This window comes from Prauserella endophytica (assembly GCF_005146945.1).
Taxonomy (GTDB): domain Bacteria; phylum Actinomycetota; class Actinomycetes; order Mycobacteriales; family Pseudonocardiaceae; genus Prauserella_A; species Prauserella_A endophytica.
Map to the genome: position 1 here is coordinate 309,622 of NZ_SWMS01000003.1, position 20,468 is coordinate 330,089.

The following is a 20,468-nucleotide window of genomic DNA, read 5'->3' on the forward strand; positions in this document are numbered from 1 at the left end:
GGTGGTCGTCTCCGTGAGCCACAGCCACGCTAGTAGCTGGACCTAACTGGAGGTCAACACCGATCGGACGCCACCCGCCGAGTCAGGCGCTCGCCCTGCGCATGACCTTCGTGCCGATCCACAGGCCCAGCACGCCGACCACCGCGGCCGCCAGTAACCCGTAGCCCACGGTGGCCGACACCAGCTCGCCGTTGAAGAGCGCGCGCTCCGCGTCCACCACGTAGGTCAGCGGGTTGAGGTGCGAGGCCACGCGCAACCACTCCGGCGCGTTGTCGATCGGCAGCAGGATCCCGGCGAGCAGCAGCAGCGGGAACAACAACGTCTGCTGCACCGCCCAGAACGTCCACTCCTTGTTCCGCGCCGCGAGCGCCAGCGTGTAGGAGAGCGAGCCGAGCCCGACGCAGAACAGGGCCAGGATCACCAGTGCGACCAGCGCGCCGCCGACGTGCAGCTCGAAGCCGAACGGGATCGTGACCAGCACGATGATCACGGCCTGCGCGAACATCGGCACGATCTCCTTGAGCGCACGGCCCACGATCAGCGCCGGTCTGCTCAGCGGCGAGACGAGCATCCGCTCGTGCGAACCGGTCTGGATCTCGAACAGCAGGTTCGCTCCGGTCGCCGACGTGCCGAACAGGCACGACATCACCACGATCCCGGGCACGAACCACTGCAGCGCCGAGCCGTCACCGGTGTCGGGCAGGAGCGGTGCGAACAGCGCGAGGAACAGCAACGGCTGCAGCATCGAGAAGATCACTGAGAACGGGTCTCGCAGCACGGGCCGCAGCTCCCGGCTGAAGACCGTCGCGGTGTCGGTGGCGAAGGTGGTCATGCCGCACGCTCCCGGCTGTCGGCACCGGTGATTTCCTCGCGGAGGCTGCGCCCGGTGAGGTTGAGGAAGACGTCGTCGAGCGTCGGCCTGGCGACCTCGACGCTCGCGACGGGGATGTGGGCCTCATCGAAGCCGCGCAGCAGCTTCGGGGTCAGCTGGGCGCCGCCGTCGATCCGGATCTCCAGCCGGGTGCCGGTGCGCTTGGTCTCCGCGCCCTCGGCGATCCCCAGTGCCCGCGCCTCGGCGCGCTCGGCGTCGTGCTCGTGGTCGAACTCGAGGTCGATCCGGTCGCCCGCGTGTGCCGCCTTGAGGCGCGCCGGGGTGTCGTCGGCGATGACCCGGCCGTGGTCGATCACCACCACCCGCTCGGCGAGCTGGTCGGCCTCCTCAAGGTAGTGCGTCGTGAGCACCATCGTGGTGCCGTGCTCCGCGCGCAGCCGCCGCACGTGCTCTGCGAGGTTCGCGCGGTTCTGCGGATCCAGTCCGGTCGACGGCTCGTCGAGGAACAACAGCTCCGGCGCGTGGATGAGACCCATCGCGATGTCGAGGCGCCTGCGCTGCCCGCCCGAGAGCGAGGACACGACGCGGTCGGCGACGGCGCCGAGGTCGAGCGAGTCGACCAGCTCGTCCGCGCGGGCTCGTGCGGCGGCCACGGTCATGCCGTACGCCCGGCCCTGGCTGAGCAGCTCGTCACGGGCCCGCTGGCTGTGCCCCGCGCCGTTGCCCTGGCCGATGTAGCCGATGCGGGAGCGCACGCCACGCGGGTCGCGGGTCACGTCACGGCCGGCGACCTCGGCGGTACCGGACGTCGGCCGCAGCAGCGTCGTGAGCATTCGCAGCGTGGTGGACTTCCCGGCGCCGTTGGGCCCGAGCAGTGCCACCAGCTCGCCTTCCTCGACGTTCAGGTCGAGCCCGCGTACCGCCTCGACGGTCCGCTTCTTGACGGTGAAGTGCCTGGTCAGTCCGCTTGTGCGGATCATGGTGGAAGCCATGGAAACTACGCTAGAGTGCACTCCGGCCACTTTCTGACCGCAATAAAGGCGAACCTGGAGCCATGGCGAACACGAGTGGACGGATGCTGCGGCTGCTGTCGCTGCTGCAGACCCATCGGTACTGGCCCGGCAGCGAGCTCGCCGAACGGCTGGAGGTCAGCGAACGGACCCTGCGCCGCGACATCGACCGGCTGCGCGAGCTCGGCTACCCGGTCGACGCCAGCCGGGGTGTCGCGGGCGGCTACCAGCTGAGGTCAGGGGCCGCGATGCCGCCGCTGCTCGTCGACGACGAGGAGGCCGTCGCGATCGCCGTCGGACTGCGCACGGCCGCGGGCGGCGCCATCGACGGCATCGAGGAGATCTCGGTCCGTGCGCTGAGCAAGGTCATCCAGGTGATGCCGCCCCGGCTGCGGCGCCGGGTCGACGCGCTGCAGGCGTTCACCGTTCCCGCGACGTTCACCGGCGGTCCCACGGTCGACGCCGCGGCGCTCACGGTGCTCGCCCAGGCGTGCCGCGACGACGAGCGCATGCGGTTCTCCTACACGGCGCGCGACGGCGAACGGACGTCCCGGCTGGTGGAGCCGCACCGGCTGGTGTCACTGGGCCGCCGCTGGTATCTCGTGGCGTGGGACGCCGAGAAGCACGGGTGGCGGACTTTCCGCGTCGACCGGCTCTCCGAGCCGAGAACGACGGGGGCGCGGTTCCGGCAGCGGGAGCTGCCCGGAGGAGACGCCGCCGAGTTCGTGCGACAGCAGGTGAACGTGGTGCCGACGCAGTACGAGGCCGTACTGCTGGTGCGGGCGCCGGCGGAGCACGTGGCCCGGACCGTGCAGCGCTGGGGCGTGGTGGAGCCGGCAGGCGCGGAGTCGTGCCGCCTGACGATGAAAGTCGACAGCTTCGAATGGCCGGTGCTCGTGCTGGCTGCGATCGGGGCGGACTTCGAGGTCGTGGGCCCGCCGGAGCTGCGCGAGTACCTGCGCGAGACGGGGGCGCGGCTGCTGAAGGGTGCGGCCGCGGGCGAGGACGGGCGGGCTACGTCATGAGGCCGGGCAGGCCTACCCCCGCCCGGCTGCGCCGCCTGCGCAGCCACACCCTGCGGGTACCGTCCGCGTAGAGCCGCACGTTCGACAGCTCCCACCCGGAGAACTCGGCCTGGATCGAGAGCTGGACGGCGGCGGTGACTCGGGAGAGGCCCGGGGGCAGCTGCACCCGGCGATACTCCCAGTCCTCGTCGACCACCGCTTCCGCTTGTGTCATAGAGCGATCACCTGGATCCCTTCTCCGGCTGCCGAGCCGACGACGACCCGTGACGTCCGTTCGTCGACCGTAACCGAATTCGGCTGCCGAACGGTGGGGAGCCGGAACTTCTCCGTGGGCTCACCACCCCGTACGTCGAAGCCCACGACCTCGTTGCGCTCGGTCAGGGTCACCCACACGACGTGGCGTTTCGCGTCGTAGGCGATCCCGTATATACCGCCGGGCACCGGATAGCGCTGGCGCAGCAGCAGGGGATCGGTCCCGAAGGCGAGCAGGCTGTCGCCGCGCGTGTCGGCGACGAGCACCCGCCCGTAGGAGTCGACGACCGCGTTGGTGGCGCCGTCACCGGCCCGCAGGCCCTCGTCGATCGAGCCGCCAGCCACGTCCACGGTGAACACGGCCGTGCGGAGCCGGTCGAGCACGATGGTCGTGTCGCCCGCCACGAGCACGTCGTCGGCGCTGTAGAGGTCGCCGGTGATCGTCTCGGCGACCCGGTCGCCGTCGAGCACCTCGATGGCCTTGCGGTCGCGCACGGCCACCAGCGTCTGCCCGTCCCTGACCGCCGTGCCGGCGGGCTTGCCCTTGACGTCGACGGTGCGCACCTCTCCGGACGGCAGTGCGATGCGCGCTAGCCGGTGCGCGGAGGGCAGGCTCGCCAGCAGCTCGCCGTCGGCGGCGGTCAGCTCCTCGGCAGGGGCGGGCAACTCGACCGACCGCGGCCTGGCGGTGAGGTCGTCGAGGTCGTAGAGCAGCACCGACGCGGGCTCGGCCAGCGCGACGGCGAGCGTACTGCCGGAGGCGACCATGGTCGTCACCTCGGCGCGCTGTTCGAGCACCCGGCCCGCGGGCTCCGCCGAGCGCTCCGGCGACGTGGCCGCGACGGCGGCCGTCGGGTTGGCAACGACCTGTAGCTCGTCCCCACCTCCGCCTGCGGACGTGCAGCCGCTGAGGAGCAGCGTCCCGACAACGGCAACGACGGCGACCCGGCGCACACCAGGGGTGGGCCGCCGCAAGGGGGCAGGGAACACACAGCCTCCGGATGAGAAGAACACGGTTACCTACAGCATCCCGCAGCTTGGTGGTGGCGTCACGTGGCCGTTACCTCGGCCACCGTTCCGGGTAGCCGAACTCGATCGACGACACGTCGTCGAGTGCGGCGCGGATGGCGGTCGGCAGCGTCAGCTCCTCGGCCGCGAGCGAGCCGGAGAGCTGGCCGGTGTCGCGTGCGCCGACCACGGGGGCGACCACGCCGGGCCGGTCACGGATCCACGCCAGGGCCACGGCGAGTGGCGAGGTGCCGAGGCCCTCGGCGGCGGTGGCGACCGCCTCCACGATGCGGCTCGCGCGCTCGGTGCGGTGCTGCTCGACGTAGCCGGCGTAGGTGGCCGAGGCGCCGCGCGAGTCGGCGGGCGTGCCCGTGCGGTACTTGCCGGTCAGCACACCCCGGCCGAGCGGAGCCCACGGCAGCAGGCCGATGCCGTGATGCGCCGCGGCGGGCACCACCTCCCGCTCCACGCCGCGCTCCAGCAGCGAGTACTCGACCTGGGTGGAGACGAGCAGGCGCGGCCGTAGCGCGGCGGCCGTCGCGAGCTGCCAGCCGCAGTAGTTCGACACGCCGGCGTAGCGGACCTTGCCGCTGCTGACGGCGAAGTCGAGCGCGGAGAGGGTCTCCTCGAGCGGCACGGTGCTGTCCCACGCGTGCAGCTGCCACAGGTCGACGTGGTCGACACCGAGCCTGCGCAGCGAGCCGTCCAGCGCGGTCAGCAGCGCCCCACGGGACGCGCCGCCGCCGAAGGGGCCGTCGGTGCGCCTGGCCACCGCCTTGGTCGCCAGCACCACGTCCTCGCGCGGCACCAGGTCGGCGAGTAGCGAGCCGAGGATGCGCTCACACTCACCCTCGGCGTAGATGTCGGCGGTGTCGACGAGCGTGCCGCCCGCGTCCACGAACGCGACGAGCTGGCTGGCGGCCTCTTCCGAGTCGGTGGCGGTACCCCAGGACATGGTCCCCAGCGCCATGCGGGACACCTTCAGGCCGGAGGTGCCGAGCGGACGGCTTTCCATGACTGCCCACCCTATAGTTCGGCCATCCGAGCTCTTGACCAAGGCAAGTGTGGACGCGATCAACCGCCCGATAGTGTCGGCGACCGTGCGATTGGGATTGAACCTCGGATACTGGGGCGCGGGTAACGACGCGTCCAACTTGGCGCTCGCCAAGCATGCCGACACCATGGACTACTCGGTGGTCTGGGCCGCGGAGGCGTACGGCTCGGACGCCCCCACCGTGCTCGCGTTCGTCGCGGCACAGACGTCGAGGATCGACGTCGGCAGCGCGGTACTGCAGATCCCGGCGCGGACCCCCGCGGCCACCGCGATGACGGCCGCCACCCTCGACTCGCTCTCCGGCGGCCGGTTCCGGCTGGGCCTCGGCGTCTCGGGCCCCCAGGTCTCCGAGGGCTGGCACGGCGTGCGGTTCGGCTCGCCGCTCGGGCGCACCCGCGAGTACGTCGACATCGTGCGCATGGCGCTGCGCCGCGAACGCGTCCGCTACGACGGCAAGCACTTCCAGCTGCCGCTGCCCGATGGGCCCGGCAAGGTGCTCTCCCTCACCGTGCACCCCGTGCGGGACCACATCCCCACGTACCTGGCCGCGATCGGGCCCCGCAACCTGGAGCTGACCGGCGAGATCGCCGACGGCTGGCTCCCCGTGTTCTTCTCACCCGAGCACGCCGGCGAGCAGCTGGGCCACCTGCGCGCCGGCGCCGAGAAGGCCGGCCGCACGCTGGAGGGCTTCGACATCGCTCCCACCGTCCCGCTCGTGCCCGGTGCTGACTGGCGGACCTGCGCCGACGCCGTGCGCGGCTACGCGGCGCTGTACCTCGGCGGTATGGGCAGCCGGGAGAAGAACTTCTACAACCAGCTGGCCTGCCGGATGGGCTTCGAGGCTCAGGCCGCCGAGGTGCAGGAGAAGTACCTCGCCAAGGACTACGCGGGCGCGATGGCCGCGGTGCCGCTGGAGTTCATCGACGCGACGTCGCTGCTCGGCCCGAAGGAGCGGATCGCCGAGCGGATGGCCGCCTACGCCGAGGCCGGCGTCACCACCCTCACCGTCGCGATGTACGTCGGCGACGCAGAGGCGGGATCGGCCGCGCTGCGTACCGCGGCCGAGGCGCTGGACCTGGCCGGAGTCGCGTGATGGGCTGGTTCGAAGCACTCGTCCTCGGGCTCGTCCAGGGCCTCACGGAGTTCCTGCCGATCTCCTCGAGCGCCCACCTGCGGGTCACCGCCGCGTTCGCGGGCTGGGACGACCCCGGCGCGGCGTTCACGGCGGTGACCCAGATCGGCACCGAGCTGGCGGTGCTGCTGTACTTCAGCCGCAAGATCGGCCGCATCATCTCCCACTGGTTCAAGTCGCTCTACAACCGTGAGTACCGACACGACCCGCACGCCAGGATGGGCTGGCTGATCATCGTCGGCTCGCTGCCGATCGCGGTGCTCGGACTGCTGTTCGAGGACCAGATCGAGCACACCTTCCGCGACCTGCGGATCACGGCGACCACCCTGATCGTGTTCGGGCTGCTGTTGCTGCTGGCCGACCGGATCGGGCAGCAGCAGCGCGACCTCGACCACCTCACGGTGAAGCACGGCCTGGCGTTCGGGTTCTTCCAGGCGCTCGCGCTCATCCCCGGCGTCTCGCGCTCGGGTGGCACGATCACCGGTGGGCTCTTCCTCGGCTACAAGCGCGCGGACGCCGCCGAGTACTCGTTCCTGCTGGCTGTGCCCGCCGTCATGGCGTCCGGCTTCTACCAGCTCGCCGACATCGCGGCCGGTGAGGGACCCGCGTGGGGCCCGACCATCCTGGCCACGGTGGTGGCGTTCGGCGTCGGCTACGTGGTGATCGCCTGGCTGATGGCCTACATCAAGAAGAACAGCTTCCTGCCGTTCGTGATCTACCGCGTGGTGCTCGGCCTCATCCTGCTCGCGCTGGTCTTCGCCGGTGTCCTCGACCCCAACGCGGGACCGGTCGAATCCTAGTGCCCCCAGTCCGGGGAGGTTGATCACATTCCTCGACGGCCCGGCCTGGCACTGGCTGGGTCGCCGGCTGAACGCGACAACCTCCCCGGAGAGCACACCGGTAACCCGTAGGGTGGCCGTGTGGCAACTGTGATTCTGCTGCGGCACGGCCGCTCCACGGCCAACGGCTCCGGGGTGCTGGCCGGCCGCACCCCACGGGTCGGTCTCGACGAGCGGGGCCGGGCACAGGCCGAGGGCCTGGTCGAGCGGCTGGCGGCGGTGCCGCTCGCGGCGCTCGTCACCTCGCCGCTGCTACGGTGCAAACAGACGCTCGGCCCGCTGGCGACGGCGCGCGGGCTCGACCGGCTCACCGAACCCCGGCTGTCCGAAGTGGACTACGGCGAGTGGACGGGCAAGGAGCTCAAGACGCTGGTGAAGGAACCGCTGTGGCGCGTGGTGCAGGCGCACCCGTCCGCCGCGGTGTTCCCCGGCGGGGAGGGCCTGGCGGGCGTGCAGTCGCGGGCCGTCGCCGCCGTCCGCGAGCACGACGCGCGCATCAGCGCCGAGCACGGCGACCACGCGGTGTGGCTGCTGTGCAGCCACGGCGACGTGATCAAGGCGCTGCTCGCCGACGCGCTCGGGCAGCACCTCGACGGCTTCCAGCGCATCGTCGTCGACCCCGGATCCCTGTCGGTGGTGCGCTACACCGAGACGCGCCCGTTCGTGCTGCGCGTCAACGACCTCGCCGGTGACCTCGGCGGGATCGTGCCGCCGGAGCCCAAGAAACGGCGCAGGTCGAAGAAGCTGTCCTCTGACGCGGAGGTCGGAGGGTCGACGGGAAGAAAGGAACGATCGTGACAAGCCGCGACAACCCCCTGCTGGCGCCGAGCGAGCTGCCCTACGGCCTGCCCCCGTTCGACCGCATCGCCGACGAGCACTACCTGCCCGCGTTCGAGGCCGGCATCGCCGAGCACGCGCAGGAGGTCCGCGCGATCGCGACGAACCCGGAGCCGCCGACGTTCGAGAACACGATCGTGGCGCTGGAGCGGGCCGGCCGGCTGCTCGGCCGGGTGTCGTCGGTGTTCTTCAACCTCGCGGCCTCCAACACGAACGAGACGCTGCAGGCCGTGCAGGCCGAGATCGCGCCGAAGCTGGCCGCCCACTCCGACGCCATCCACCTCGACCCGGAGCTGTTCGCCCGCATCGAGGACCTCTACGAGCGCAGGGACTCCCTCGGGCTCGGCGCGGAGCAGGCGTGGCTGCTGCGGCGCTACCACCTGGACTTCCAGCGGGCGGGCGCCGGGCTGCCCGAGGAGAGCCAGACCCGGCTGCGCGCGCTGAACGAGGAACTGTCCACGCTGTCCACGCGCTTCCAGGACAACCTCCTCGGCGACACCAACGACCTCGCCGTCGTGGTGTCCACACGCGACGAGCTGGCCGGGCTGTCGGAGGACGCGATCGCCGCGGCGGCCGCGGCGGCCACCGCCCGCGGTGAGGACGGCAAGTACCTGATCAAGCTCGGCCTGCCGACGGCTCAGCCCGCGCTGGCGTCGCTGCACGATCGCGGCCTGCGCGAGCGGGTGTTCCGCGCGTCGACCTCGCGCGGCAACCGGGGCAACGAGTACGACAACACCGAGGTGCTGGCGAGGATCGCCACGCTGCGCGCCGAGCGGGCAGCGCTGCTGGGGCACCCGCACCACGCCGCGTACGTGATCGAGGACCAGACCGCGAAGACCCCGGACGCGGCGCTGTCGCTCCTGCAGCGGCTCGCGCCCGTGGCCGTCGCCAACGCGCAGGCCGACGCTGCCGAGCTGCAGGAGGAGATCGAGAACGACACTGCGTCCGGCGAGGACTTCACCCTCCAGCCGTGGGACTGGGCGTACTACGCCGAGCGCGTGCGGCGTCGCCGCTACGACCTCGACGACGCGGAGCTGCGGCCGTACTTCGAGCTGGAGCGGGTGCTCGTCGACGGTGTGTTCTACGCGGCGAGCCGGCTGTACGGGCTCACGTTCACCGAGCGCCACGATCTGCCGAAGTACCACCCGGACGTGCGCGTGTTCGAGGTGACCGACGCCGACGGCAGCCCGCTCGGGCTCTTCCTCGGTGACTACTACACGCGGGACTCCAAGCGCGGAGGCGCGTGGATGAACACGTTCGTCGACCAGTCCCGCCTGCTGGGGGAGCGGCCGGTGGTGGTGAACAACCTGAACATCGCCAAGCCGCCGGCGGGGGAGCCGACGCTGCTGACCTACGACGAGGTGACCACGGCGTTCCACGAGTTCGGGCACGCGTTGCACGGGCTGCTCTCCGACGTCGAGTACCCGACGTTCTCGGGTACGAGTGTGCCGCGTGACTTCGTGGAGTTCCCCTCGCAGGTCAACGAGATGTGGGCGCTGTGGCCGGAGGTGCTGACCAACTACGCCCGGCACCACCGCACCGGCGAGCCGCTGCCCGCGCGGCTGGTGGAGCGGCTGGAGGAGTCACGGCAGTACGGCGAGGGCTTCGCGACCACGGAGTACCTCGCGGCCGCGCTGCTGGACCTCTCGTGGCACCTGATCGGCGCGGACTCCGCCATCGGCGACGTGCGGCGGTTCGAGGCGGACGCGCTGGAGAAGGCGGGCGTGGCGCTGGAGACGGTTCCGCCGCGCTACCGCAGCACCTACTTCGCCCACATCTTCAGCACCGGGTACGCGGCGGGGTACTACTCCTACATCTGGAGCGAGGTACTGGACGCCGACTCGGTGGAGTGGTTCCGCGAGAACGGCGGGCTCACCCGCGAGAACGGCGACCACTACCGCCGGGAGCTGCTCGCCAGGGGTGGCAGCGTGGACGCGATGGAGGCGTTCCGCGCCTTCCGCGGCCGCGACCCCGAGATCGAACCCCTGCTGAAGCGCCGGGGCCTCACCGGCGCCTGAGCCAGAATGCAGTGAAGGCCACCATCACTGCGTTGAACGCAGGCATGGTGGCCTTCACTGCGGATGGGGAAGCGCTCAGACGAGGCCGAGCTGCTTGACGGCGTCGCGCTCCTCGGTGAGCTCGCGCACGGAGGCGTCGATGCGCTCGCGGGAGAAGTCGTCGATCTGCAGGCCCTGGACGATCTCGTACTTGCCGTTCTTGCAGGTGACGGGGAACGACGAGATGATGCCCTCCGGGACGCCGTAGGAGCCGTCCGACGGGATGCCCATCGAGACCCAGTCGCCGTCCGGGGTGCCGTTGACCCAGTCGTAGACGTGGTCGATGGCCGCGTTCGCCGCGGACGCCGCCGACGACGCGCCGCGGGCCTCGATGATCTCCGCGCCGCGCTTGGCCACACGGGGGATGAACTCGTCGGCCAGCCACGCCTTGTCGTTCACGGCCTCGGCCGCGTTCTTGCCGCCCACCTCGGCGTGGAAGATGTCCGGGTACTGGGTCGCCGAGTGGTTGCCCCAGATGGTCAGTTTCTTCACGTCGGAAACGGCGACGCCCAGCTTCTTCGCGAGCTGCGCGATCGCGCGGTTGTGGTCCAAGCGGGTCATCGCGGTGAACCGCTCGGCCGGGACGTCGGGCGCGTGCGACTGCGCGATGAGGGCGTTGGTGTTGGCCGGGTTGCCCACCACGAGCACCTTCACGTCGTCGGCGGCGCCGGCGTTGATGGCCTCGCCCTGCGGCTTGAAGATGCCGCCGTTGGCCTCGAGCAGGTCACCGCGCTCCATGCCCTTCGTGCGCGGGCGCGCGCCCACCAGCAGTGCCACGTTGACGCCCTCGAACGCCTGCTTCGCGTCGTCGAAGATGTCGACTCCGGCCAGCAGCGGGAACGCGCAGTCCTCCAGCTCCAGTGCGGTGCCCTCGGCCGCCTTCACCGCCTGCGGGATCTCCAGCAGCCGCAGCTTCACCGGAGTGTCCTGACCCAGCAGCTGACCGGACGCGATGCGGAACAGCAGCGCGTAGCCGATCTGGCCGGCAGCGCCGGTGACGGTGACGTTGACAGGGGCTTGGGTCATAACGTTCTCCTGCTGACGGGTTCTGTTCTTGTATCGGGGATGTTATCGGCCGCTGCTCCGGATGGGTGGGTGCGTCGCCTCACCTGTACCGATTGAGCGGCGGAGGTCTCCACGTCGAAGGCCCTGCCGAGCGCGAGCACTGCCTCGTCCAGCTTGCCCAGGCTCGACAGCACGGTCCGGGCCTGCGCGCTGTCTGCCAGGTCGCCCGGTGGCGCGCCCCCGGCCTCGGCAAGCGCCCGCTGCTCCGTGCCGCCGCCGACGACCTCGAGCAGCACGTCGATGTTGCCGGTGAGCCGTTCGATCAGCGCGGGCAGCCGCCCGTCGAGCGCGAGCAGGCCGGGCTGAGCCCTGGCGGCGATGTTGCGGGCACGGAAGGCGATGGCCTCGAGCGTGTTCAGCACGTACCAGCCGTAGTCGCGACGCGCGCCGCGGAGGTTGATCGGGTGGGTCAGCGGTTCGACGGTCGCGCGCAGGCGTTCCACCGCCCGATCCAGCTGCCGGGAGAGCTCGATGACGTTGACGTTCTCCCGCCCGGTCAGCAGCGCGTCGGCCTGCACCACGAACTCGCGGAGATCCTCCAGCGCTGCGGCGACGTCCTCGAGCAGCACCGACCTGGTGCGCACCGGCACGATCACCACGGCGGCCAGGATGCCCGCGAGCGCGCCAACGGCCGTCTCGGCCAGCCGCACGCCCAGCACCTCAAGGCTGAACGTGCCCAGCAGGCTGTAGAGCAGGCCCAGCGTCGTGGTGATGAAGAACGCCATCGCCGTCTGCGAGACCCTGGCGACGAACGCCGTGCCGAACACGCACACGAGGATCAGCACGATCGTCGCCGTGGTGCTGCCGGTGACGAGCAGCGCGCACAGGGCGCCGGCGAAGATCCCGACCAGCGTGCCCGCGAACCGGCGGGCGCCCTTCACCAGGGTGGCGCCCGCACTCGACGTGCCGACGAACACGACGAACACGGTCAGCACCGCCCAGTACCACCGCTGGGGCGACACCAACTCGCCGCCGACGACCGCGAGCCCGCCGCCGATCACGGCCTGCAGCGCGCTGCGGGTGCGGTTGTCCCAGGCGAAGACCCGGGTGCGCTCGGCCTCCTCCGGCTCGGGTGGCTCGGTCTCGGCGGAGTAGTCGCGCTCGGCGATGCGCTGAGCGTTGACGTCGGCGAGCGCGAGCTCGGCCATGGCCCTGCGCAGCTCGTCGCCGGGCCGGGGCTGATCGCTGAGCCTGCTGCCCTCGACGAGCAGTTTGCTGAACTCGTCGGTCTCGCTGATCACGGGCAGCTCGCGCGGATCGCGTTCGATGAGCGTGCCCAGCCGCCGCAGCCGGGCCAGCAGGTCGTCGCGCACGGCCTCGTCCAGGGTGTCGGCGCACGTGCGGCGGGTGGTGATCGTGAGCCACTGCACGGCGAGCTCGACCTCGATGGCGCGCCTGCGCAGGAGGGCGGCCGCGGCCGGGTCGATCACGTCCTCGGCGGTGTCCTCGATCAGCAGCACGCATTCGTGGAGCCGGTCGCCCGCGCGCCGCAGCTGCTTGTCGCTGCGGGCCGAGCCGCCGGAGGCGAGGTGGGCGATGGCCGCGCGCACGACCGCGCCGAGCCGGGCGCGGAATGCCCTGCGCACGCTCAGCAGCTCCCGCTCCGGCCTGCGCGGCAGGAACGCGAACCGCACGAGCGCGTTCGCGCCGAGTCCCACCGCGAGCGCCAGCAGCAACACCGGCACCTGTCCGACCCTGGTCTGCAGGAACATCGCGAAGAAGAACAGGAAGAACGCCAGCGAGCCCAGCGCGATCCCGCGTGGTCCGAACCGCTGCGCGTACACGGCCACGAAGATGAGCAGCACGAACACGATGCCGTCCAGCGGCGGCGCGGCCTGGCCGAGGCTTGCCGCCGTGAGCGCGGCGGCGCCGACCGCGAAACCCAGCGCCAGTGTCACGGCCTGCTGTCCCGGCTCGGGGTCGGTGACCGTGAACGCCGACATCATCGCCGCGATGGCGCCGACGAGCACGACCGTCAGCGGCTGGCCGAGGGCCACGAGCGCGCCCGCCGCGATCCCGATGCCGAGCACCGCCGACGCGGCGGACCGCACCCGCACGAGCCCGGGGTCGGAGGCGCGCAGCCGGTCGAGCGCGGTGGCGATCATGCGAGCAGCTCCCACTGGGCCAGCCGCAGGCCCCCGCGTGCCTCCGTGATCCGCAGCCGGTGTTGGAGGAACGGCTTCGGCTCGGCCACGCGGAACGCGCGGGTCTGCCTGCGCCAGGGGAACATCTCGTCGCGGCGCGCGTCGAGCACCGTCCACTCGGTACCGTCGGCCGAGCCCTCCAGCACCCACGAGCACGGGTCGCCCTCGCGGCCGGCCGAGGTCAGCGTGTAGCAGCGCACCGTCGCCGGTGCGGGTGCGACGTGGCCGAGTACCGGGGTCGCGGAGGAGAACGTCACCTCGGTGCGGCTGGTGTCGTCGCGCAGGGCGGTCACGTCGGTGCCGTCGAGGCAGTGTGCCGGACCCGGCAGGTCACGCAACGGGGCCGGTGGCTCCGGTGCCGTGCTCAGCACACCCCAGTCGCTCGGCTCGGGGCCCAGCTGGACGTCCAGCACCGCGCCCGCCGTGAGCACGTCGTGGTCGAGCCATGGTGTGTCGTGCGGCTCGCCGTCGATGCGCAGGCCCTGGACGTAGACGTCCCCCTCACCCGCGCGGGGCGCGTTGATCACCAGGTCGTTGCCGTTCTCCAGGTGCACGACCGTCCGGGGGAACAGGGGAGAACCGAGCACGTACCGGGTGCCCCCGGGGTCCAGCGGGTAGAAGCCCAGCGCGCTGAACAGGTACCACGCCGACAGCTCGCCGTTGTCCTCGTCGCCCGGGTAGCCCTGGCCGATCTCGCCGCCGAGGTAGCAGCGGCGCAGCACCTCGCGCACGATCCGCTGCGTCTTCGCGGGCGCGCCGGCGTGGGCGTAGACGTACGGGATGTGGTGGGACGGCTGGTTCGAGTGACCGTACTGGCCGAGCCGCACGTCGCGCGCCTCGGTCATCTCGTGGATCACCTTGTGGTAAGACCCGGTGCGCAGCCCCGTCTCCGGTGTCGCGAAGAAACGGTCCAACATGGACTCAAGACGCGCGCGCCCGCCGTGCAGCGCGGCGAGCCCCTCGCCGTCGTGCGGCGCGGAGAACGCGGTGTTCCAGCCGTTGGTCTCGGTGTAGTCGTGACCCCATTCGGCGGGGTCGTAGTGGCCGGGGTCGCGGCGCCAGCGGCCGTCGGCTCTCCGGCCCTGGAAGAACCCGGTCCTGCCGTCGAAGTGGTGCACGTAGTTACGTGCCCTGCTCGCGAAGTAGACGGCGTTGTCCTCGTCGCCGAGCGCCCTCGCGAGCGCGGCGATGCCGGAGTCGTTGACGCAGCCCTCCAAGGCCCACGACAGTCCCTCCCGCGTGGACAGTGGCGTGTAGCCGAGGAAGACCGACTCGGTGAGGCCCTTGCGGCCGACGGCGCGGTTCGGCGGGGCGACGGTGGCGTTGCGCAGGGCCGCCTCGTACGCGGCGCGCACGTCGAAGCCGCGCACGCCCTTGAGGTAGGCCCCGGCGAACGCGACGTCGGAGCTGGTGCCGACCATGGAGTTCGCGTAGCCGGGCGCCGACCAGCGGGCGATCCAGCCGCCCTCGCGGTACTGCTGCACGAACCCCTCGATGAGCTCACCGCAGCGGCGAGGGGTGAGCAGGGCGAGCGCGGGCCACGTGGTGCGGTAGGTGTCCCAGAAGCCGTTGTTCACCGACATCGGCCCGTGCAGCACCTTCGCCCCGGTGCGCGTGCGAGTGCTGGGCCACCGGCGGCACACCACCGGGCTCGCGTGCCGCACGCCGCGCGGGGTGTCCTCGTGCCCGGAGTTCGGGTAGAGGAACAGCCGGTACAGGCTGGAGTAGAGGGTGGCCAGCTGGTCGTCGGTGGCGCCCTCGACCTCGACCCGGCCCAGCAGCTCCCCCCACGCCTCGCGGGCCCGGTCGCGCACGTCGGCGAAGGTGAGCGGCGCGGCGACCTCCAGCTCCAGGTTCCGCCGGGCCTGCTCGAGGCTGATCAGCGAGGTGGCCATGCGCATGGTCACCTCCCGGGCGGTGAACCGCACGTGGCCGGTCACGGTCCGCCAGAACGGCTTCCGGTTCCGCCCGCCCCCGCTGGGCTGCTCGTCGAACGTGGCGTACACGAACATGCGGCGCGCGCCCGCCGACGACCGGCTGCGCACCCACGTGTGGCCGGTGACCGTGCGGTTGGTGACGTCGACGCGCAGCCCGCCCCGGTTGCGGACGTTGTCGAAGAGCAGCCAGCCGCCCTCGCCGGGAAACGTGAAGCGCAGGATCGCGCCGTGGTCGGCGGGTGCGATGTCGGCGGTGATGCCGCACGCGAACCGCACGCCGTAGTGGTGGGGCCGGTCGATCTCGTCGTCGTGCGAGAACGCGAGCGCCCTCGCAGCCGGATCGGTCACCACCTCGCCCATCCCCGGCATCACCTGGAACGTGTGCCGGTCGCCGACCCACGGGCTCGGCTGGTGGCTCAGCGCGAGCGCCTGCAATGCCGGGCGACTCCCGGAGTGGTACTCGTAGACCCAGTCGAGCGCGCGGGCGTCGGTCACCGGGGTCCACAGGTTGAAGCCGTGCGGCAGCGCGGTCGCGGGCAGGCAGTTGCCCCGCGAGAAGCGGGCGCTGGAGTGTGTGCCCCTGGTGGTGCGGACGTGCTCGACGGGCTCCCTGGCGACGGAAGGGCGATCCGCGAGGCGGATGTCGTCGAGCCAGCCGGTCAGCTCGGGACCCTCACCGGGCACGTCGGTGACGAGCACGATCGCCCGCACCGTGCGGCCGGCGGCGACCGCGCCCACCGGCACGCGCACGAGGTTCCACTGGTCGACGTACAGCTCCTTCGACTCGCCTCGCGCGCGGGCCCGTGTGTGCGGGGCCAGCTCGCCGAGCGTGGTGCCGTCGGCGAACTCGAGATCCACGCCCACGAAGGTGCTCCGGTAGCTCGGCGGCGTCCCGTCCGATTCCGGGCACACCACGTAGGACAGTTCGGTGTGCTCGGTGATCGGCACCTCGACCGTGAACAGGCCGGCCCGCGCCGGACCGGCCACGCCGGTCGCGTAGTGCAGCGCCCTGGTGCCGGTGAATCCCGCGCCCGCCGTCGCGGCGAGCGGCCGGACGGGACCGGTTCCGACGTGGGTGCGCAGGCGCTGGCCCGTGCCCGGTTGTGGGTCGCCGTCCTCGAACGAGGAGAAGAACTCGGTGGCCACCACGCCAGTCACCGTAGTGGCGATCGCGGGAACCGCTCAGACCGACACGAGCAGGCGTTCCAGCACGCGCGTCCCGAACCGCAGGCCCTCCACGGGCACCCGCTCGTCCACGCCGTGCGCCATCGCCCGGTAGGCGAAGCCCTCGGGCAGCCACAACGGGGCGAAGCCGTAGCAGTCGATGCCCAGCGGGGCGAACGCCTTCGCGTCGGTGCCACCGCCCATGCAGTACGGCACCACCACGGCCTCCGGGTCCTCGGCACGCAGGGCCGCGGCCATCGCGTCGAACCACGGCGAGTCCACCGGAGCCTCGACGGCGGGCTGGTGCGACACGAACTCGCGTTCCACGCCAGGGCCGAGCAGCGCGTCGACCTGGGCGAGCAGCCCTTCCTCTGTGCCCGGCAGCACGCGTGTGTCCACCAGGGCGTTCGCGATGCCGGGGATGACGTTGACCTTGTACCCGGCCTGCAGCATCGTCGGCGTCGTGCTGTTGCGCACCGTCGACTCCACCAGCCCGGCCGCGGGGCCGAGCCGGGCCAGCGTGCCGTCGATATCGGCGAGGTCGATCTCCACGCCCAGCGCCTCGCCGGTGCGCTCGAGGAACGCCCGCACCGAGGGCGTGAGCACCACCGGCCACGTGTGCGCCGCGAGCGCGTGCAGCGCGTTGACCAGCCGCACCACGGCGTTCTCCTCGTTGCGGCGCGAACCGTGCCCGGCCCGCCCTCGCGCCGTGAGCCGCAGGTGGGCGGTGCCGCGCTCCGCGGTGCCGATGGGGTAGAGGCGCACGGGCGTGCCGTCGGCAGCGCGCACGTGGTAGCTGTAGGCGCCCGACTCGCTGATCGCCGCGGCGCAGTCGGCGAACAGCTCCGGGTGCTCCGCGGTCAGCCAGTGCGCGCCGTAGCCGCCCTGGTCCTCCTCGTCGGCCACGAACGCGAGCACGAGGTCCCGGCGCGGGCGACGCCCTGAGGCGGCGAGCGAGTGCACGACGGAGAGCACCATCGCGCAGAAGTCCTTCATGTCCACGGCGCCCCTGCCCCACAGGAAGCCGTCGCGCACCTCGCCGGAGAACGGGTGGACGCTCCAGTCGGCGGCGTCGGCGGGCACGACGTCTAGATGGCCCTGCACCAGCAGCGCCGGCAGCGACAGGTCCTCACCCGGCACCCGCGCGACGACGTTGGCCCTGCGCGGCGCCGACTCGTACGTGTGCGACTCGACGCCCGCGGCGGCGAGCACCTCGGCCACGAACTCGGCGGCCTCCCGCTCACCCTCGGAGTCCCCGTTGCCGTGGTTGGTGGTGTCGAAGCGGATCAGCCTCGCACACAGTTCCACGGTGTCGGTCAGGTCGGTCAGGTCGGTGTTCATCGTGCCTCGCCCGCTCAGCCGTACTTGCCCTGCACCGCGCCGTCCGCGATGGCCGTCACCACCTTGAACGCCTTCATCGCCTCGGTCATGCCGGGCGCGTCGAAGCCCACCCTGCGCACCCCGGTCTGCTCGACTGTCGGCACCACCGCGGCCGCCTGGGCGAGGTGGCTGGCGTCGAACTCGACCTCGATCCGGTGCGGGCCGGTCACCGGCTCGACACGGCCCGCGCGCTTCATGCCCGTCGCGGCGGCCTCGGTCAGCAGCGCCGCCGTGACCGAGGGCGGGCTGCAGATCGCGGCGTAGCGGCTCACGCACTGCTTCACCGCCACCAGCGCGGCGTCCGATGCGTAGTCGCGGGCGTCCTCGACGGTCTTGTCGTCGCCGCTCACCACGAGCACGGGCACGCCGTACTCGGCGGCCAGCGCCGCGTTGAGCCTGCCCTCGCTCGCCGGCACACCATCGAGCCACACGCCGGTGATCTGGTTGGGCAGGTAGGTGTGCGACAGGACGCCGTCGCAGCCGGCGCCGGCGTGGTAGCCGAGGAACACCACGCCGTCGACGCCGGAGTCGATGCCCTCCATCATCGACAGCGGCTTGTGCCGCCCGGTGAGCATGCGCGCCCGCGGATCCAGGTCCTCGAGCAGGAGGTTGCGCTGCGAGGAGTGGGCCTCGTTGACGAGCACGTCGTCGGCGCCCGCGTCGCACAGTCCCGCGATCGTGGCGTTGACGTCGCCGGTGAACAGGCGGCGGAACCGTTGCCACTGCTCCGTTCCCGGCACCACGTCGTCGGTCCAGGTGACTCCGGTGGCGCCCTCCATGTCCGCCGAGACCATGATCCGCATGGGGCAAACCTACTGCGTCGGTCACGGGTTGGCATTCGGTTCGGCAAATCGTTGACACGACGAAGCGGGAAGTGGTTACTTTTCCGCTTCGGGATCTCGGACAGCAACGAGGGGTGCACAGTGGGTTTCAGTCGTCTCCGCAGGGCGAGAGCGGCGCTCGCCGTGCTCGCGGTTCCGCTCCTGGTGGCCGTGCCGCCATCGCCGCAGGCGCAGGCCCAGTCCGACACGGTGCTGCGCGTCGCGCTCGTCCAGGAGATCGACCATCTGAACCCGTTCACCGCGAGCTTCGCGTCGAGCACCATGATCGGCCGCTTCGCGTGGGAGTTCCTCACGCTGCCCTCCGCCGAGGACGCCACGCCGACCGGGGGAGTCGCCGAGAGCTGGGAGACCTCGCCCGACAAGCTGACGTGGACGTTCACCATCCGCGAGGGCATGACGTGGTCCGACGGCAAGCCGGTGACCGCCAAGGACGCCGCGTTCACCTTCAACCGGATCATGAGCGACCCCAGGGCCGCCGAGGCCAACGGCAGCTACGTGGAGAACTTCGAACGCGTCACCGCGCCCGATCCGCGCACCCTCGTCATCAAGATCAAGAAGCCGCAGGCCAGCATGACGGCACTCGACGTGCCGATCGTGCCCGAGCACGTCTGGTCCGGTATCGACGACATGGCCGATCCGGAGACCGACAGCGTCGACGTGGTCGGCGTCGGCAGCGGACCGTTCCTGATCTCCGAGTACCGGCCCAACGAGATCGTCACCCTCAAGGCCAACCCCGACTACTGGCGCGGCGCGCCGAGGATCGACGAGCTGCAGTTCGTCAAGTTCGAGAACGCCGACGCAGCCGTCGCCGCGCTGAAGAACGGCGAGATCGACTTCGTCAACCGGCTCACCCAGGCGCAGTTCGACAGCCTCAAGGGCGAGGACGGCATCGAGACCAACCAGGCCTCCGGCCGCCGCTACCGCGAGCTGCTGATGAACCCCGGCGCCAAGAACATCGAGGGCCAGTCCATCGGCGACGGCCACCCCGCGCTGCGCGACGTCCGCGTGCGGCGCGCCATCGCCAAGGCCATCGACCCGCAGGTGCTGGTGGACAAGGTGCTCGGCGGCTACGGCGAGCTGCCCGGCGGCCTCGTCCCGCCGATCTACTCCGACTTCCACTACACGCCGCCCGCCGGCGAGAAGTACACGTTCGACCCCGCCGCGGCCGGCCGTGAGCTCGACGCCGCGGGCTACCGCGAGGGCCCCGACGGCGTCCGCGTCGGCCCCGACGGCCGGAAGCTCGAGTTCCGGCTCACCGCGCGCTCCAGCGAGGACTACGGCCTGCGCGCCAGCGACTACATCGCCGGCTGGCTCGGCGACATCGGCATCACCGTGACCAAGCACCTGGTTTCCGACAACGAGGTGGACGAGACCACGTCGTCCGGCCACTACGACCTCGCGCTGTCGGGCTGGGGCACCAACCCCGACCCGGACTACATCCTCGGCAAGCAGACCTGCGCGAGCCTGCCCGCCACCTCGGGCAGCAGCAGTAGCAACGCGTTCTTCTGCGACGCCGTCTACGACGACCTCTACGCCCGGCAGGCCGCGGAGACCGACCGGACCAAGCGTGCGGAGCTGGTCAGGCAGGCGCAGGCCCGCTACTACGAGCAGGCGCCGAGCCTCGTGCTCGACTACGACAACGTGCTGGAGGCCTACCGCTCCGACCGGTTCACCGGCTTCGTCCGGCAGCCGGCCGGCGAGGGCCAGATCATGGAGCAGACCGGCTACTGGGGCTTCTACGGCGCCCGGCCCGTCGAGGGCGGCGGGGGCGGTGACGACGGCGGACTGCCCGCGGGCGCGTGGGTGGCGATCGGTGCGGGGGCGCTGCTGCTCGTCGGCGGCGGCACGGCACTCGCCCGCCGCAGGACACCCGCCGAGGACCGGGAGTAG

Annotated in this window: 16 protein-coding genes; 6 read left to right on the forward strand and 10 right to left on the reverse strand. The window is 71.6% G+C overall.

All coding sequences use genetic code 11. The features are described 5' to 3' along the window. Window positions 1-82 precede the first annotated feature (82 nt). Together FCN18_RS08595 and FCN18_RS08600 are read right to left on the reverse strand one after the other, a co-directional pair. Window positions 83-832: an ABC transporter permease gene (locus FCN18_RS08595; RefSeq protein WP_137094285.1), complete on the reverse strand. Its 750-nt coding sequence runs from the start codon at window positions 830-832 to the stop codon at window positions 83-85. Beyond that, window positions 829-1,812 carry an ATP-binding cassette domain-containing protein gene (locus FCN18_RS08600; RefSeq protein WP_112270527.1) on the reverse strand — a complete coding sequence of 328 codons (984 nt, stop codon included), beginning with the start codon at window positions 1,810-1,812 and terminating at the stop codon, window positions 829-831. The genes FCN18_RS08595 and FCN18_RS08600 overlap by 4 nt, the downstream gene beginning before the upstream one ends. Window positions 1,813-1,886: 74 nt before the next feature. On the opposite strand from FCN18_RS08600, the gene FCN18_RS08605 reads away from it, so the two are divergent. Further along, entirely contained in the window at window positions 1,887-2,867 is a 981-nt protein-coding gene (locus FCN18_RS08605) for a helix-turn-helix transcriptional regulator (RefSeq protein ID WP_206077836.1), read from the forward strand. On the opposite strand, the gene FCN18_RS08610 is transcribed toward FCN18_RS08605, so the two are convergent. The 3 genes from FCN18_RS08610 to FCN18_RS08620 all read right to left on the reverse strand — a co-directional run bounded on the left by FCN18_RS08610 (window position 2,857) and on the right by FCN18_RS08620 (window position 5,142). Further along, window positions 2,857-3,081 carry a DUF5703 family protein gene (locus FCN18_RS08610; RefSeq protein ID WP_112270523.1) on the reverse strand — a complete coding sequence of 75 codons (225 nt, stop codon included), beginning with the start codon at window positions 3,079-3,081 and terminating at the stop codon, window positions 2,857-2,859. The two genes, FCN18_RS08605 and FCN18_RS08610, sit on opposite strands and share 11 nt — an antisense overlap. After that, window positions 3,078-4,094, reverse strand: coding sequence for a YncE family protein (locus FCN18_RS08615; RefSeq protein ID WP_228713774.1), 1,017 nt, complete (start codon window positions 4,092-4,094; stop codon window positions 3,078-3,080). Before FCN18_RS08615 ends, FCN18_RS08610 begins: the two co-directional genes overlap by 4 nt. 85 nt (window positions 4,095-4,179) lie before the next feature. Next, complete coding sequence (locus FCN18_RS08620) at window positions 4,180-5,142, reverse strand: aldo/keto reductase (protein ID WP_170200522.1); 963 nt, start codon at window positions 5,140-5,142, stop codon at window positions 4,180-4,182. Between the two features lie 85 nt (window positions 5,143-5,227). On the opposite strand from FCN18_RS08620, the gene FCN18_RS08625 reads away from it, so the two are divergent. From FCN18_RS08625 to FCN18_RS08640, 4 genes are all read left to right on the forward strand, one after another. Next, window positions 5,228-6,274: an LLM class F420-dependent oxidoreductase gene (locus FCN18_RS08625; RefSeq protein WP_137094287.1), complete on the forward strand. Its 1,047-nt coding sequence runs from the start codon at window positions 5,228-5,230 to the stop codon at window positions 6,272-6,274. Continuing rightward, a complete protein-coding gene (locus FCN18_RS08630) occupies window positions 6,274-7,113 on the forward strand; it encodes an undecaprenyl-diphosphate phosphatase (RefSeq protein ID WP_112270519.1) in 840 nt (279 codons plus the stop codon). The genes FCN18_RS08625 and FCN18_RS08630 overlap by 1 nt, the downstream gene beginning before the upstream one ends. Window positions 7,114-7,233: 120 nt before the next feature. Then, a complete protein-coding gene (locus FCN18_RS08635; RefSeq protein ID WP_112270517.1) occupies window positions 7,234-7,950 on the forward strand; it encodes a histidine phosphatase family protein in 717 nt (238 codons plus the stop codon). Then, window positions 7,947-10,007, forward strand: a complete 2,061-nt coding sequence (locus FCN18_RS08640; protein WP_137094289.1) for a M3 family metallopeptidase — start codon at window positions 7,947-7,949, stop codon at window positions 10,005-10,007. The genes FCN18_RS08635 and FCN18_RS08640 overlap by 4 nt, the downstream gene beginning before the upstream one ends. A gap of 75 nt (window positions 10,008-10,082) precedes the next feature. On the opposite strand, the gene FCN18_RS08645 is transcribed toward FCN18_RS08640, so the two are convergent. From FCN18_RS08645 to FCN18_RS08665, 5 genes are read right to left on the reverse strand one after another with little or no spacing between them, the layout of a single operon-like run. Next, complete coding sequence (locus FCN18_RS08645) at window positions 10,083-11,072, reverse strand: malate dehydrogenase (protein WP_137094292.1); 990 nt, start codon at window positions 11,070-11,072, stop codon at window positions 10,083-10,085. After that, window positions 11,069-13,216 (reverse strand): FUSC family protein, encoded by a 2,148-nt coding sequence (locus tag FCN18_RS08650; protein WP_112270511.1) that lies wholly within the window; start codon window positions 13,214-13,216, stop codon window positions 11,069-11,071. The genes FCN18_RS08645 and FCN18_RS08650 overlap by 4 nt, the downstream gene beginning before the upstream one ends. Beyond that, complete coding sequence (locus FCN18_RS08655) at window positions 13,213-16,341, reverse strand: GH92 family glycosyl hydrolase (RefSeq protein WP_137094294.1); 3,129 nt, start codon at window positions 16,339-16,341, stop codon at window positions 13,213-13,215. Before FCN18_RS08655 ends, FCN18_RS08650 begins: the two co-directional genes overlap by 4 nt. 33 nt (window positions 16,342-16,374) lie before the next feature. Beyond that, complete coding sequence (locus FCN18_RS08660; protein ID WP_137094297.1) at window positions 16,375-17,697, reverse strand: M20/M25/M40 family metallo-hydrolase; 1,323 nt, start codon at window positions 17,695-17,697, stop codon at window positions 16,375-16,377. A 14-nt stretch (window positions 17,698-17,711) separates the two neighbouring features. Next, a complete protein-coding gene (locus FCN18_RS08665) occupies window positions 17,712-18,539 on the reverse strand; it encodes a M55 family metallopeptidase (protein WP_112270505.1) in 828 nt (275 codons plus the stop codon). 120 nt (window positions 18,540-18,659) lie between these two features. On the opposite strand from FCN18_RS08665, the gene FCN18_RS08670 reads away from it, so the two are divergent. Then, window positions 18,660-20,468: an ABC transporter substrate-binding protein gene (locus FCN18_RS08670; RefSeq protein WP_137094299.1), complete on the forward strand. Its 1,809-nt coding sequence runs from the start codon at window positions 18,660-18,662 to the stop codon at window positions 20,466-20,468.